Annotated in this window: 19 protein-coding genes; 4 read left to right on the forward strand and 15 right to left on the reverse strand. The window is 51.5% G+C overall.

Translation table 11 applies throughout. The features are described from left to right. The first annotated feature begins 170 nt into the window (after positions 1 to 170). Together ACZ5ZS_RS00755 and cyoE are read left to right on the forward strand one after the other, a co-directional pair. Positions 171 to 731 (forward strand): winged helix-turn-helix domain-containing protein, encoded by a 561-nt coding sequence (locus tag ACZ5ZS_RS00755; protein WP_188596026.1) that lies wholly within the window; start codon positions 171 to 173, stop codon positions 729 to 731. Between the two features lie 240 nt (positions 732 to 971). Beyond that, positions 972 to 1835, forward strand: a complete 864-nt coding sequence (gene cyoE / locus ACZ5ZS_RS00760; RefSeq protein ID WP_188596456.1) for a heme o synthase — start codon at positions 972 to 974, stop codon at positions 1833 to 1835. A gap of 45 nt (positions 1836 to 1880) precedes the next feature. Here cyoE and ACZ5ZS_RS00765 read toward each other — a convergent pair whose 3' ends face one another. The 5 genes from ACZ5ZS_RS00765 to dph5 all read right to left on the reverse strand — a co-directional run bounded on the left by ACZ5ZS_RS00765 (position 1881) and on the right by dph5 (position 6004). Next, positions 1881 to 2399: a hypothetical protein gene (locus ACZ5ZS_RS00765; RefSeq protein WP_188596027.1), complete on the reverse strand. Its 519-nt coding sequence runs from the start codon at positions 2397 to 2399 to the stop codon at positions 1881 to 1883. Positions 2400 to 2406: 7 nt separating this feature from the next. Continuing rightward, a complete protein-coding gene (locus tag ACZ5ZS_RS00770) occupies positions 2407 to 2706 on the reverse strand; it encodes a DUF211 domain-containing protein (RefSeq protein ID WP_075059790.1) in 300 nt (99 codons plus the stop codon). Between the two features lie 106 nt (positions 2707 to 2812). Continuing rightward, on the reverse strand, positions 2813 to 3727 hold the full coding sequence (locus tag ACZ5ZS_RS00775) for a glycosyltransferase family 2 protein (RefSeq protein WP_188596028.1): 915 nt from the start codon (positions 3725 to 3727) through the stop codon (positions 2813 to 2815). Between the two features lie 322 nt (positions 3728 to 4049). Continuing rightward, positions 4050 to 4943 (reverse strand): MBL fold metallo-hydrolase, encoded by an 894-nt coding sequence (locus ACZ5ZS_RS00780; protein ID WP_188596029.1) that lies wholly within the window; start codon positions 4941 to 4943, stop codon positions 4050 to 4052. A gap of 227 nt (positions 4944 to 5170) precedes the next feature. Beyond that, positions 5171 to 6004, reverse strand: a complete 834-nt coding sequence (dph5, locus tag ACZ5ZS_RS00785; protein ID WP_188596030.1) for a diphthine synthase — start codon at positions 6002 to 6004, stop codon at positions 5171 to 5173. Positions 6005 to 6140: 136 nt separating this feature from the next. Between dph5 and ACZ5ZS_RS00790 the strand changes: the two genes are divergently transcribed. After that, positions 6141 to 7007, forward strand: a complete 867-nt coding sequence (locus tag ACZ5ZS_RS00790; RefSeq protein ID WP_188596031.1) for a PfkB family carbohydrate kinase — start codon at positions 6141 to 6143, stop codon at positions 7005 to 7007. Here the strand turns inward: ACZ5ZS_RS00790 and ACZ5ZS_RS00795 are convergent. From ACZ5ZS_RS00795 to ACZ5ZS_RS00840, 10 genes are all read right to left on the reverse strand, one after another. Beyond that, positions 6978 to 7361, reverse strand: a complete 384-nt coding sequence (locus ACZ5ZS_RS00795; protein ID WP_188596032.1) for a helix-turn-helix transcriptional regulator — start codon at positions 7359 to 7361, stop codon at positions 6978 to 6980. The two genes, ACZ5ZS_RS00790 and ACZ5ZS_RS00795, sit on opposite strands and share 30 nt — an antisense overlap. Further along, positions 7343 to 8050 carry a hypothetical protein gene (locus ACZ5ZS_RS00800; RefSeq protein ID WP_188596033.1) on the reverse strand — a complete coding sequence of 236 codons (708 nt, stop codon included), beginning with the start codon at positions 8048 to 8050 and terminating at the stop codon, positions 7343 to 7345. Before ACZ5ZS_RS00800 ends, ACZ5ZS_RS00795 begins: the two co-directional genes overlap by 19 nt. A 70-nt stretch (positions 8051 to 8120) precedes the next feature. Next, positions 8121 to 9080 carry a thiamine pyrophosphate-dependent enzyme gene (locus ACZ5ZS_RS00805; RefSeq protein WP_188596034.1) on the reverse strand — a complete coding sequence of 320 codons (960 nt, stop codon included), beginning with the start codon at positions 9078 to 9080 and terminating at the stop codon, positions 8121 to 8123. Next, entirely contained in the window at positions 9080 to 10288 is a 1209-nt protein-coding gene (locus tag ACZ5ZS_RS00810) for a ferredoxin oxidoreductase (RefSeq protein ID WP_188596035.1), read from the reverse strand. The genes ACZ5ZS_RS00805 and ACZ5ZS_RS00810 overlap by 1 nt, the downstream gene beginning before the upstream one ends. Further along, entirely contained in the window at positions 10281 to 10598 is a 318-nt protein-coding gene (locus ACZ5ZS_RS00815) for a 4Fe-4S binding protein (RefSeq protein WP_188596036.1), read from the reverse strand. Before ACZ5ZS_RS00815 ends, ACZ5ZS_RS00810 begins: the two co-directional genes overlap by 8 nt. Next, positions 10595 to 11131, reverse strand: coding sequence for a 2-oxoacid:acceptor oxidoreductase family protein (locus ACZ5ZS_RS00820; RefSeq protein ID WP_188596037.1), 537 nt, complete (start codon positions 11129 to 11131; stop codon positions 10595 to 10597). Before ACZ5ZS_RS00820 ends, ACZ5ZS_RS00815 begins: the two co-directional genes overlap by 4 nt. Before the next feature lie 236 nt (positions 11132 to 11367). After that, a complete protein-coding gene (locus ACZ5ZS_RS00825; protein WP_075059781.1) occupies positions 11368 to 11571 on the reverse strand; it encodes a hypothetical protein in 204 nt (67 codons plus the stop codon). Next, positions 11568 to 12518, reverse strand: a complete 951-nt coding sequence (locus tag ACZ5ZS_RS00830; protein WP_188596038.1) for an MraY family glycosyltransferase — start codon at positions 12516 to 12518, stop codon at positions 11568 to 11570. The genes ACZ5ZS_RS00825 and ACZ5ZS_RS00830 overlap by 4 nt, the downstream gene beginning before the upstream one ends. Then, entirely contained in the window at positions 12500 to 13486 is a 987-nt protein-coding gene (locus ACZ5ZS_RS00835; protein ID WP_188596039.1) for a deoxyhypusine synthase, read from the reverse strand. The genes ACZ5ZS_RS00830 and ACZ5ZS_RS00835 overlap by 19 nt, the downstream gene beginning before the upstream one ends. 142 nt (positions 13487 to 13628) lie before the next feature. Next, positions 13629 to 14291 carry a class I SAM-dependent methyltransferase gene (locus tag ACZ5ZS_RS00840; protein ID WP_188596040.1) on the reverse strand — a complete coding sequence of 221 codons (663 nt, stop codon included), beginning with the start codon at positions 14289 to 14291 and terminating at the stop codon, positions 13629 to 13631. Between the two features lie 130 nt (positions 14292 to 14421). Between ACZ5ZS_RS00840 and ACZ5ZS_RS00845 the strand changes: the two genes are divergently transcribed. Further along, positions 14422 to 14787, forward strand: coding sequence for a nucleotide pyrophosphohydrolase (locus ACZ5ZS_RS00845; protein ID WP_188596041.1), 366 nt, complete (start codon positions 14422 to 14424; stop codon positions 14785 to 14787). The last annotated feature ends 2 nt before the right edge of the window (positions 14788 to 14789 follow it).

Genomic DNA, 14789 nt, shown 5'->3' on the forward strand with positions numbered 1-14789 from the left:
TGAGCAATGCCTTAATGCAGCAACTCGATCCAGCATGCTCCGCTATCTCCATCTAGGACAGATCAAGCATCTCCGGCAACACGACGCGCTGTTAGCCGCGTAAAGAATTTCCGCTTGCCCCCGGCGCAGTAAACATGCAGGAAGTCAATGCAGGTAACGTTTTTGTATCAATGGGTAACCTTAAGGGGGAATTGAAGAGCTACATCCTGATGCCCGTGGACAGCTTCGACATTGTGTTCCAGTCGCTTAATCTCAAGATAATGGAGGCGGCGGCTAAGGGGGAATGCAGCTTCACCGATCTATTGAAGTCAAGCGGAATACCGAGGGGCCAACTGGCTAGGCACTTGAAGGCATTGATTAAGGCCAACTGGCTGATCCATAGGGGTAAATGCTACGAGCCCGCCGCGGCACTATTCGTGGCTTTCAACGCGGATTACTCCGATGGAGAGATAAAGCTCCGCCTGAGAAATGATAGAGGTGCCTTCATGGATCCTCAATATGGAATATTGATATTCAAGGGATCCACCGGTCTCTGCAAGACATGCCCGTTCAGGGAGGCATGCGTTAAAAACGTCAAGAACCTCTCCAAGGCTTACGATATAGTGATCAGATCCGTGGAGCCAAGCGACGCATACGTGGAGATATTCAATGCATTGATCTCCCGCGATTTGATTAAGAGACTCAAGACTCAATCCTTAATTCCAGCAACCGGAGCAATAAGATCTTCTTGACCATGATGACGATGACCCACGCCCTCTCCACGAAAAAACACGTAATCTCCCATCCCACTAGAATCCTCGATCAACACCCGCAATGCAAAAAACCATCCCGCTTAACTGGAAGAAGCAAACATCAATGGAGCATGGAGCGGGCCCGGGCCAAATCAACGGCTTGATGCAATGCTTTGTAGAATTCACCGCCGATAGCATGGTAGAAAAAATTATAAGCGACCCGCTTCATCCATGGAGTCGATGAAGCTGGGCGATGCCATAGAATTAATGAAGCCTCGCGTGATTTGGCTGTTGGTCCTATCCGCCATTGGTGGATATCTAATAGCCGCTATCCCCAAGATCAATGCGTTAAGGCTAGTTGAGATAGCGATTGCTGGATTGCTATCCACCGGTGGATCCGCTGCCGCAAACATGTTGTTCGAGAAGGATGTCGATGCATTGATGACGAGAACTGCCAAGAGGCCTCTTCCCGCCGGTTCAATATCGGTGAAAGCGGCTTGGGTTGAGATGATCGTATTAACGGCTGCCGGGCTTGTTTTGGGCTACATATGGCTAGGCCTCATGCCTTTCATATTTATGCTAGCGGGGTGGGTGTTCTATTCAATAATATATACGCTCATTCTCAAGAGAAGGACTTGGTTGAACATATTGATAGGGGGATTCGCCGGCAATGCTGCTTTGCTGAGCGGTTGGGCTGCCGCAGCGCCCATAAACCTGGAGGCAATGCTCCTATCATTTGCCGTTTATCTATGGATACCGGCCCATATATGGTCCCTGGTGATGAGGTACTCCGACGATTACAGGAAGGCAGGGATCCCAATGCTTCCAGTGCTGGTGAGGAGGAGCACCGCCATAAGCACCATATCGGGGCTCAACATATTATCTACTATATATATGCTGTTCCTCTACGTCATTTACGTAAACTCAATTCCCGGGTACATAATACTACTTCCATTCGTTGCCATGTCCATATACATATCCGCCAAATCCTTGCTGAACCCAACCGACGACGCTTTTTGGACCATGTTCAAGATGACCAGCCCAATCCTCACCATGTTCATACTGGCCGCCGTGCTGGGTCTATTCATGCAATTCCCGCCCTGATAATGCAGTTGGGGAGGCGGCGGGGAGCCCATCCCTCGACGCTAGTCATGGGAGGAAGAACCTAATTAATAAGCCCAACCCAGCTGCCGCGATCCCTATTGATAGGTAAAACGCAAACCACACGAATTCATTGCCGCCAAAGTACCTGCTCATGAGCGAACCAAATATCCCAAGCAATGCAATGGGAATCACGGGAATTCCCATAACTTTCACCAAATCCGCCGTTAACTCCGTAACCATGGCCGCCCCAAACGACACGGCGCCGAACACTGCGCTTCTATGGATTACCTCGATTATCCTTTCCCTGTAAAGCTTTGTCTTCAACATGCTTCCTTGCCTCATGAACAGCGATCTCTCCATCTTGCCCAAATCCCTCCTCTCCTCAGTGTACTCAGCCATGAATGCCGTTACTAGGTTGATGAACATTATTATTAATGCCGAACCCACGCCCGCCTCTCCACTCCGCAATGGAAGGAATGGAGATAAGGCTATCGCTGTAACGGTGCTGTCGAGGAATCCCATCACCAAATATCTACCGATGCCGGCGCCGAGGCCCAGCGACATTCATAACTTAGTCTCCTACATCCTTTAATTTTTTAGCATCAAGGTCCAAGACGTACTCCCCCGCTATTACCTGGTCTATGCTCCTGATAGCGCCGCCCATGCTGGTTATGGACTCCTCCAATGCCTTGTAATCTATGCCCACGCCGTCCACCACTATCAAGAGACCAAGCACGTCGACGTCCGTATCGGTAACGGTTATATTAACCGCTTTAACGCCCGCCACCTCGGTCAAGGTTTGGGCTAAATCCATCAGGTGGGCGGAGCTGGGCACATCTACATCAAGTATTAGACGACGTATATTGGACACGCAATCATAACCCTCCCTTCTTTATTAAATATTTTCGCAAACACCATTGCCAGGCCGGAGGAGGGACATATTGCAGATCTAGGAAAATTCAGGGAGGATGGTCGAATTATAGCTCGAGTCCCTCGCATGGGTTCTTGCCTGCCTTATTCGCATTCACCAACCTGAACTCCAACCGCTTTATCATAAGCGCAAGGAGGGCCATCATGAGCCCTATCATTCCCGTGCTGGTCAGTTCAACCGCTATTATTCCCCAAATGAAGTGATTCACGTGGCGAAAGAGAAGCTGAACTCCCGTATATAGAGTTAATAGAAGGCCAGGAACTAGGAGGAGGGCAACGGCCAGCGAGAAAATGAAAATGGGATTGTATCTTATCATTAGCCTTATGATGTCCACTCCTATATTTAACCCATGACTCCACCTAAGCTTTGGATCGCCTATTCGCTTCCTGTACTTAATCGGCAGCTCGCCTATCTTTCCGGTGGAGGCTATTTGAGAGGCTATATCGACCTCCACGCTGAATCCCTTGGATCCCGGTATTATCGACCTAGCCGCATCACTCCTCAGCAAATACATCCCGGTCAACACATCGCTTAAGCTCGTTCCAAATAATAGATTGAAAATACCCGTCAACACAGCGTTGCCGAACCTATGAAGAGGGGGTATGTTTTCCTTCCCCATAAGTCTAGCCCCCAACACCTCGTCCAAGTCGTTCTGGATAGCCATTCTAAGCATTTCCCGCACGCTGCTGGGATCGTATGTATAATCGCCATCCATAACCAAGACGAAGGGGGTCCTCACGTATCTGAGCCCTGCATAAACCGCGTTTGCCTTGCCCATCCCACCACTCTTAACAACTTGTGAACCAAGAGATGCCGCAGCGGCTGCCGTTGGATCATCATAGTCATCTACAACGGTGATGATGTTATTCAATCCATGCTCGTGCAGCTCCTCTATTACCTTACCTATCCCTGCCTCCATTTTAGCAGGTATCAGTACCGTCAAGCACGAATTGATATCCATGTAGTTTAAGCTGTAACGGAGCGCCTTTATCAATTTTAACTATGATAAAGCTGAGCGATCGAACCTTCAACCGGGCAACCGATCAACTCGAAAACACATCCCCTCATACCTGGCTCCAACCGCGTCGCAATGCCTTAATTCAATGCCTACCTCCTCCCGCCTTGAAGGGCGAGGACTATCGTTCCTTTACCGATTTTTAATTATCACAGGCCACCATTCACGGAAAAACACGCAAAAACCCTCCCCCTCTCTCCAACACTAGAATCCTCTATCAACACCAACAATGCAAAAAACCATCCCGCTTAACTGGAAGAAGCAAACATCATTTTGGCAAATTCTCGCTGGACTGGGATATCGCGGATACCATTCCCTCAACCGCCATTTTGAATAAGTGGTAATGGGCTTTCCTCTCCCTTATCTTATCGATAACCTGCCTTAACCTATAATCCCTCTCGATGAGTATCTCCTCCGCGTCGCTCTTCTCAGCCAAGGACTCGCTCAATGCCTTAATCCATGACTCGACCTGGGTCAGGTGATCCTCCAGCCTCTCAACCGCATTGCCAACTATGCCGAAGTGAGTATACGCCAACTTCGACGGGTTTTCCCTTATCAATTTCTTAATACTATCAACATAGAGATCCAGCCTGATGGGACTCATAGTGGTGGGTATCACGTAATCCACGTCCGCTAAGTAAATTCCAGCCGCATCCCCCAAGAACAATACCCTGCCCGGCTCCATGAGAATGGATTGGTGATGGCTAGCATGACCGGGAGTGTGGATCACCTTGAATGATAGGTCGCCCACCGTTATTACCTCCCCGTCGCTGGTCTCGCGTACTCTGTCGCGCGGCGCATCGAATGGCTTGCCGTATAGCTCGCCTAACCAACCCATGGCCATCCTGGCGGGTTCCCATATCAAGTCCGGGTTTTGAATCACCTTGGTGGCCCTTGGATGCGCATAAATTGTCGCTGGAAACCTCCTGATCAATCCCCCCGCGCCTCCGCCGTGATCTATATGAACATGGGTCACAATCACGTGGGTAATAGACGCGTTTCTCACCAAGCCTGCCAATTCGTCAGCAGTAATGGCGGGGCCCGACTCTATCAAGACGGCCTTCCCCTTCGACTCAGCCAAATACACGGACACTAAATCACGGTACCCCCCAGGTTCCAGATCTATTTGACTTAATGCATCGTCGTACCTTATAGATCTCATGGGAATACATTTCCAGTTTTTATTTAAAGCTTCCGGGATATTCGTTTGACCCAACTATGAGCAACAACAAGACATAACATTAGCCTGCCCTCCACAATTCGGTGTTCATTAAAATCGAACCGGCTCGATAACCTTAATAATAAATGCAATGCGACGGAAAGGTATGGCCGAGAAAAAAGCTCAACAAACCCAGAAAAAGAAGTCCAGCGGGGGCTGTGCTTAAGCCTTCAACCGGGCACCTCCGCTTTTCGGAGTAATTTCCTTATAAATTCCTTGTGTTTCTTCAGCAGGCTTGGATCGGTCCTTACTACGTTGAGCAGAAACTCCTCCTCAACAGCGTTAAGCTCCCCTGGCACTAAGAGGGCGTGAGGAGGCTCCCCAAGCCCATTAGGTGGTTCATTCATGGCGGAGACCATTATGGTTTGATTGCTCCACCCTATTCTGGCGAGGTATATCACCAATAACTCGCCTGGATTGAATCCTCTCTCAGCCATATCGTTGGATGCCAATCCAGCGGCATGCCGCGCATCCATGAAGCTTCCATCATCGCCGATATCCAGTAACAGGAGAGTGTGGAGGCCGCGGGATAAGTTGTCGAGCAAGACATCCACGTGTCTCTTGCTTCTATAGCCCAGCCGCTCATAAGTTATGGTCGCAATGGGCCCCATCTTATAGGGAGATAGACCGACTTGACTGAACGCCGCACAAACTATGCTGACGGAGTTAATTATCTTCACGGTATGTCCCCTCCTGGCCGCCTCCACCGCCACTGCGCCGTGCGTAGTTGCCATTAAGGGATCGCCTATCGTGAGAAAAACCACGGATTTTCCCTCGTCCAACGCCTTCATCAAAATCCTCCCTCCCTCATCTTCGATATCCCTTCTCCCTAGAATTGTAGGTCTAACCCCCGTTAGTCGCTCCAACTCGTTAATGAGGTTGGGGATTGACTTAGATGTGTAAAACTCCGCGAACGCCTCGTCCGAACTCTTGATTAAATTCATGGATTCAATGCTCAAATGCCCGGGCTGCAGCCCGATTCCAATCACGTACAGCGTTCCCATCCAATCAATAATCGCCGGGGCAGTTTAATGCTTTGCCAGGAGGCCCCCACGCCCTTAATGTTTTTATCCACATATTGCTGCTTAGAAACATGGTAATTGCAATATTTATAAGCGTTAATATAGGGGGACGTATACAATGCACGTGATAGGCCACATCAGCATCGACAAGATAGTGGACCCCAACGGAAACATAATTATGAGCGCTGGCGGCGCTCCTACGTATTGTGGCTTCTACTTGAGCCAGCTTGATGTACACATCACGCCAATTTCCGTGGTGGGGCCTGATTTCGATGGATTGGGGCACTACAAGGAGAGGGGATTGTCGATAGATGGAATACGGGTGGAGCCAACATGCAGGACAACATCATACGAGCTCAAATATAGGCGGGATGGGGGCAGGGAGCTGCGATTGGCCAGCAAGTGCCGAGATCTCGAGGCAGATGACGTAAACGGAATTCGGGGAACCGCCGTAGTCAATCCAATAGCGGGCGAGGTATCACTGGATTTATTGAAGCTAATTAGGGGCAGCTCGGATTTCATGGCTATAGACGCGCAGGGATTCTCCAGGAAATTCGACTCAAACGGCAATGTAAGCGTTTCGCTGGATCACATGACCCTGGACTCCCTGCTGATTAACGGCGATTTATTAAAGCTCAGCATAGATGATGTAGATGACCTAGATCTAGTCAAGCTATCCAGGAACAACAAGTATGTACTGGTAACCATGGGAAGCAAGCTGGGGTACTTAATTCATAATGGTCGCCGATACGGCTTTAGCCGCACTCCATCCATAAGCGTTGTGGATCCCACCGGCGCGGGGGATGTGACCGGGTGTGCTTTGGCGTGGTATTTAAGCAGGGGGGAGGACATTGAGTGGAGCTTTGCAAGAGCCATGGCCATATCCATGGAGAAGGTAAGGCATTTAGGCCCTTATGGAGTGATGGATTCACGGAACGTGGATGAATTGACGGATCTATTGCTTGACCTTCTCGTTATTGCTTGACCTAATTATCTTCTCCACGTATTCCCTATTCGTTATTAATACGTAGTTGTACCTACCCCTCTTCTCCACGGCCAGCAATCCATTCTCGGCCAGCCGCTTTACCATTCTAGAAAGCGAGGCCTTAGGTATGTTGAGGTCCTTTCCGATGCTGGCTTGCAGCGCTTGTCCATCTTTTTCCAATAAGTATTTCATCACCATCAACTCATCATCTGTGAAGGAGGGAAGCCTAATCTCGGAGGCGGGGGTTGACATGGCGATGTACTTCCTATTGGCATCGTAGAGAAAGTAGGCCAGGCTTATGGTTACCACTAGCTGGGCCAAGGCCAGCGTCAACATTATTCCTGTTGATGGCATGCTGAGATCGCCTGGTTCATCCACTCATCGACTTTGGATGCTATTATGGGCAAAACGCCCAGAGTATGGAGCCTACCCTCGAGCCTAATGAAGTGCCCGAAGTCCTCTGCCTTAGTGAACCCATGAACCGCAAATGAGCCGGCCAAGCACTCCAGAGAGCCGCGCCTGGACATAGCGCTTAGAACCACGTCGGCAATGCTAGAGCTATACATGTCGGGTTTTATGCGTATATCCACGTCTATAACGCCATCCAATGCCTGGTAAAGCTTGTGGAGGGACGAGTCATCGCCCACCAACCAACCATTGCCCAGCAACTCGCCCTTCAACTCCAGCAGAGACTTCGGATTGTTTATCATGTAGTTGACCTCACTGACCAATTCCCTAATGGTCTCCAGGAGGGGCATCACATCGTCTAAATCCTTCATAACCATCCCCCTCAACTCAAGCGATGGCTGCAACATCATTATGCCGGACTCCTTAACATAGTCTGCATAGAATCCGATCCTGCCCATGGCCGGCGCGAGTATTGCGAACTCGTTCTCATTTATGGGTCTCAGCGATGCAAGCCTGAGCCTGATGCCGGGAATAGACTCAACCACGCTTAGCTCGATCATCTTGCCATCTATCTCGCTGGTCAACTTATACCTGGTGGACTCCGCTGACTGCTCCTCGATGAAGACATTGTACATTACGTTGATGAAGATGTTCGAGCATTTTTAAAAGTTACTATTAAAAATGTTGAGTCAATGGAGAGGCGGCTTACCTCTCCTTGACGGGGCCTATCACTTCCTTGCCCACCAGCTTATTGACGGAGGCAACCCTGGCATCCACCCACTTCTGTATCTCCTCCACCTCGCCCTGCGTTAAGTGGGAGAACCTGCCCTGCATGCGAAGGAACTCGGAGACGGGCTTCCTAACAGGCACCTTGGTGGTCACGCTCCAAACCCCATGATCGTACTCCAAGTTTATCCAATACGCCGTTTCAATGGCTTTCTTGGCTACCTCCACAGTTTTGCTCTCGTCGTACTTCCACCCAGGCGGGCATGGGGACAATACATGAATGAATGTAGGCCCCTCCTCGCTGTAATCCATGGCCTTCCGTATCTTATTGGACATATCTATTACGTCTGATATGGTTGCCGTGGCAGCGTACTTAATGCCGTGGGCGAGCACTATATCAAATATGTCCTTCTTCATCTGGGGCTTCCCGTGAAGGACATGCCCCACGGGCGTCGTCGTCGTCCACGCATACATAGGCGTGGCGCCGCTCCTCTGTATTCCCGTATTCATGTAGGCCTCATTATCATAGAGGAAGTACATCACCTTATCGCCGCGCTCCAGCATTCCGCTCAGGCTTTGTAGGCCTATATCCACGGTGCCTCCATCGCCTCCAACCACCACTATCCTGGTGTCCCCGTTCTTCCAAGCTCCCTTCCTCTTTAACACGTCTATTCCCTTCCTCAAGCCGCTGGCTACGGCAGCGGCATTCTCGAATGCCACGTGTATCCAGGGATTCCTCCAGGCAGTGTAGGGGTAAGTGGTGGTGGTTACCTCCACGCATCCCGTCGCGTTCGCTATTATGGCGTTATCCCCTATGTATTTGTTGAGCCACCTCATCGCTATCGCCGCACCGCATCCAGCGCACATAGCGTGGCCGGGGGCAAACCTCTCCTCGCGGGGGAGGTCCTTAATGGTCCTTATCTGCCTGCCTTCCTGCATCACTCCCTCACCCCCATGAAGACCACCTTGCTTTCGTCAAGCTTGGTCAATTCCTTGAACACCTCGACGAAGTCGTTTATGTACATGGTCCTCTGCCCTATCCCATGTATCACGTTGAGCGCGGGCACGGCGTAGCCGCGCATGAAGAGCGCGGAGGCTACATCGGTATATATGGGGCCCGGAGACGGGGCGCCGTAGTATATTGCCCTGTCCACCACGGCGAAGGACTTCAATCCCCTTAGGTACGAGAAAACGGCATCGGAGGGGAACGGCCTTATCACGTTCAGCTTTATCGCGCCGGCCTTAATTCCCATGCTTCTTGCCCTATCGACGGCGGCCTTGACGAAACCCCAAGTTACCCCGTAGGTCACTACGGCGAAGTCGGCATCTCCCATCATATAGCCCACCACGGGCGAGTAGCTTCTTCCAAACTTCTTGCCAAAGCCATCCATGACCTCCGCTATCACCTTTATTGAGTCACGCATCGCGTTGTACTGGCCGAATTTTATCTCGTAATACCAATCCGGCCCAGCTATGGGGCCCATGGATGATGGACGCGATGGATCCAAGGTATGCCACTTGCCTTTTGGTATGAACGACCTAACCGCCTCTGCGTCGGGCAGCTCCACTCCCTCCACGGTGTGGCTCACCACGAATCCATCATATGTCACCATTACCGGCAGAAGCACTCTCGGATCCTCCGCTATCTTGAATGCTTGGATCACCATGTCGAACACCTCTTGTGCATCTGAGGCGTTCAACATTATCCAACCAGTTTCCCTCGCGTTCATTATGTCGGAATTATCGTTATGGATGCTTATGGGCGCCGACAGCGCCCTGGATGGAACCGCCATCACGATGGGCAACCTAAGGCCAGCCGCTATATGAAGTATCTCGTGCATTAACTCCAATCCCTGTGACGACGTTGCGGTGAATGCCCTGGCCCCCACGGCCGCGCCGCCTATGGTTGCGCTGAGGGCTGAGTGCTCGCTCTCCACGTGTATTAACTCCGCGGCCAACTCTCCATCCGCCACGAACTCGCTCAGCTTCTCCGCTATGGTGGTCTGAGGAGTTATCGGGTATATCGCGACCAAATCTATGTCGGCCATCTTGGCAGCATAGGCGGCGGCGTAATTGCCCGTCAATGCGACACGCGTCGGCCCTGTCTGTTTTTTCACGGCCTTCTCTACAATTGATGTACTACTCATACTCGCTCACCATGTCTATGGCCTTCACCGGGCACTCATTTGCGCATATGCCGCATCCCTTGCAGTAGTCGTAGTTTACCTCGTAGGTAACCGCATACTTAATGCCCTTCTTCGACACGAAAGGCTTATCCAGCTCCTGTATTACCCCCTCCGGGCAGTACTCCCAGCATATCCTGCACCTGGTGCAAGCATCTTGATTTATGACCGGCTTCTTCGTCCTCCAAGTACCAGTGCGAACATTAACGGTGCTGCCCGGCTCAGTTATCGTCCCACCAATGACTAGCTCCTTCCATGATGACAGCGAGCTCATAGTGTGGTCGCCTCATAGGCCTTTAAAACCAGTTCCCTATTTATGGAGAGGATCTTGCCTCCAAAGTATTGCGCAAGAGCGGCGGTTATGCTGTCTATGCTCATGAAATCTCCCATTACCCTCGCCACTGCCCCCAACATGGCTGTATTAACTATGGGCTTTCCCAGCAACTTGGTGGCGAGGCCGGTGGCATCCAAGTAAACGACCCGCGCGCCGTTCACCGCGACGGGGGTCCTGGAGTTCACCACCACATAACCATTCGGCTTCAACCCGCTCAATACATCCGGCATCACCAGAAGGGATTTATCCAATATCACTATTATGTCGGGATTTATCACGGGTTCCCTATCCATTATGGGGTCCGTGCTTATCTTGGTGTAAGCCCTAACAGGCGCTCCGCGCCTCTCCGCGCCGTACTCCGGGTAGGACTGAGCATATCTGCCCTCTATTATGGCGGCCGTTGCCAATGCCTGCGAGGCGGTCACCGCCCCCTGGCCGCCCCTGCCATGCCACCTAAGCTCTATCAGAGCCATGGCTCAATACGATAAGGCATCTTTATAAATTTTCATCCTTTCTAAATAATAAATAATTATATTTATTTCCCCCACATCTACGAGAGACGCGAACTATTGAACTGCCTTTACATCATGCAACATGACCATGTTGACGCCGCGCATAAGCTGGGACAGCATAGCTACCCCGAAGTGAGGAGCATCATTGGAGGTCATGGAATCTCCCCCACGTCAGCGTCGGCGGTTATCCTCACCAATCAGCGCGGAACTTTTCGCATCATTCTTTCCTCCAACGACTTAGCCAGCCTGTAGACGCCGGCAGCCCACAAAAATATTAGCACTAGCCCAGCCACTAGTAATGGAATATAGCCGCCCAGCTCCTCGTTCATGAACCTCAGAAGGAGGAGAACCGCCACCAGTGTTGCCCAGGAGAACGCCAGCAACGATAGCGAGGTCCTCATATTAATCGCCATAGGTAAATTGTCAACAGGGATAACACGAAGGAGGCTAGGAACAACGCGTATATGGCCTTTATTATTCCCCACTCATCCCTTGGCCCATCCATTACTATGGACTTAACTAACGTCAACACGCCCCTGCTGTTCTCGTTGGGATAAACCAGTCCATTGATTACCTTTGTTGGCCTGCTCAACTTATCCCTGCCCTTTATGCCGCGGGAGGAGAAGATTATCAGTATGCCGTTTATTATGTACGGCAATGCGGCCATCAGCACGAACGTGGATGCCCCCGTGTATAGGAATAGCCCGCTCAAGATCGCTCCAAGCACGTGGGTCCCACCGTTGCCATTGAATAGCTTGGCCGGATAGGCATTAAATACGAAGAGAACAAGCGAGACCACCAGCGAGGCGATGGATAGGTACACGGCGGTTTCATTGCCGGCGACCACGCCGTACACGAGCGACGAGAGCGGTATCAACGACATGGAGAACGGAACCACTCCATTAACCACGTCCAACATGTTGACCGCGTTCGAGAATATGAGGTAGGAGGCCACGGTTATGGCTCCCACCAGCAATGCGTCGCTGAACCTCCCTATCAACGGCACATAAATCATCTTGGGCATTAAGCCGACCGCGTACAGTGCCACCGGGTACCCCAGCGATACCGCAACCCTAACGTACTCATTGATGGAGTATACATCGTCGAGGAGGCCCACCACGCCCATCACTAGGGGCACGGAGAAGAACGCCACGGCAACGCTGCTGACAGGGTTCCAGAGAAGCCATAGAAATGGAATTGCGACTATCAAGCCGAGACCCCCTATCTTTGGAATGCGCGGCTGGCCCGCCTTATGTATATCGGGCGCAAGGACGCACCTGCACCTGGCGATCAAGTAAAGCGCAACCGCCTCCGCCGCCGCTGCAGAGATCACTGGGAGCAACTCCATGGATATATCCCCAAATTTCTGCGCCTGAACCCCAGCTTATTTGCAACATATGAGAACATTATGGGCAATGCCACCGTTGCGTCGGAGAACACGAATGACGAAGCGGCCGTGGGCTTCACCTTACCCCAGGAGATGGCCTCCTTGGGCCTAGCGCCACTCAGCGATCCATCCCACTCCGTGGCCGTGGTGACGTAGACCACGTAGTCCAGCCCATCCTTGAACTGGCTCCACCAAATCACGTGGTGCTTGCTGATCCCCCCTCCCACTATTATAGCTCCAAGCTTCTTGCTTGAATACACTATATCCATTATCTCCCTCTCATCCTTGATGACGTCCACCAATACCCCCGACTTGCCCCTGGCCCTCCTCATATCGTTCAGGGTAAGCAATGCCGTGCCGAAGGCGCCATCCACGAATCCCGGCACGTATATGGGGACGCAGGAGCGGGAGGCTGCCTTGACTATTGATGAATCATCGCTTACCCCCCCTCCTATCCTCCAAATCAGCTCCCTGACCCCCACCACGCCCTCCACGTCCGCTAACGCCCCGTGGACCGCCTTCTCTATCAATGGACCGTAATGCTCCTTCCTCACGAATACGTTGCCGATCCTGTTTATGCCCTCCCTGAGCAGGTAGCTATCATCTGCATCGAAGGTGCCCCTGAAGTACACGCCCCCCATGGATTTGGCCAAGTCATGATCAAGCGTGCCCGCAGTGGTGATCACCACGTCGGCGAAGCCCCGCTCCACGAACTTGGCCAGCAGGCCCCTGAGGCCGGTGGCAACTAAGTCGGCGGTGAAGGAGAGGAAGACAGTCGTATCGGGGTCCGCCAGCATTTGTTCCATTATCTTGACTCCATCGTATAGGTGACCCGCCATGAAGCCCCCGCTCCTCCCGAACGCATCTATTAACTCATCGATGGTATGTATGTTAGGCTCCACATCCAATACAGGGTGATCAACGTTCATCGAATGAGGGGGCCTATATTCATTTAATAACTTTATTTCTCCTTGAGAAGCCCAAGGATGGGCACGCCATTTCCTTAGTTCTCGCCTCTAAGGTGCGGGATCCAAGGATTGGACCTGCGAGGCCGGGCGCCCATATGAATGGTTACTTGACCACTTTTACCTCGCTAACATAGCCCAGCTTCTGCAGCTCTTGAACCACGTTTCTAACGTTCCTGACAGTCGTGTTGAGCTTGGATGCTATCCTCTCAATAGAGTTATTCCCATCTATCAACATGGCCACGTCCCTGTACTTCTCATCCACGTCAGTCAAAGGCCGAGACGGTATCGGTATCTCTGCGCCGGGCATTTTATAGAGGTAAATCTTGTGGCTCCTCCATTCCTCGTATAGGTCCTCGGCTATAACAGGCTTCCACCCTATCATCTCGAAATCATGGCTGACCACACGCGTGGCTGGCCTCAACTCCTTCTCCAGCTTGGGCCTTAACCGCTCATTAACACTCGTCAATAAATACATTGTGACCACGTCCGCGTCCGACACAGGCACCTCGAAGAAGTTGCCGTTTATCACGGTTATCCTATCCTCCAGCCCCAACTCCTTTATCCTGCGCACGCACTGCTCATATAGGTCCTTCCTTATCTCCACGCCGAAGGCACGCGCCCCGAAGTCCCTCGCCGCGGTTATTATTATCCTGCCGTCGCCGCATCCCAAGTCGTACAAGACCTCCCCCGGCTTAACGTTGGCTAATTGAAGCATTCTCTTCACCACCACCTCTGGAGTGGGCACGAAAGGCACGTCGTAGACCATGTCTAGCCGATGCTTTATCAGTAAAATAAATTTTTCTTCAAAATCCGCCCAAGGAACCGAGAGGAGGCTGGTCAGTGATACCTTAACCTGGATTCACAAGTTAGTTAAACGTGAGCGGCTTAATCAATCCATGAGCGATAGTACGACCAATTTGGAGTTCCTCAAGGAAAGGGTGAGGGAGTTCTGTGAAGCCAGGGATTGGGATCAATTCCATAACCCGAAGGACCTTGCGATAGGAACCATAACCGAGGCGGCCGAGCTGTTGGAGATATTCAGGTTCAAGAGCGAGAGGGAGGGAGAGGAATTGATGAAGGACGCGGAGGCCAGGGATGAGGTGGCGATGGAGATGGCGGATGTCCTCTTCATGCTTCTCAGACTCGCCCAGAAGTACGGCTTCGACCTAACACAATCACTTCTTAGAAAACTGGCCATAAACGAGGAGAGATACCCCGTGGAGAAGGCCAGGGGGAGAAACGTTAAGTATAACAAGCTCTAGAT

Source organism: Thermocladium modestius (assembly GCF_055398215.1).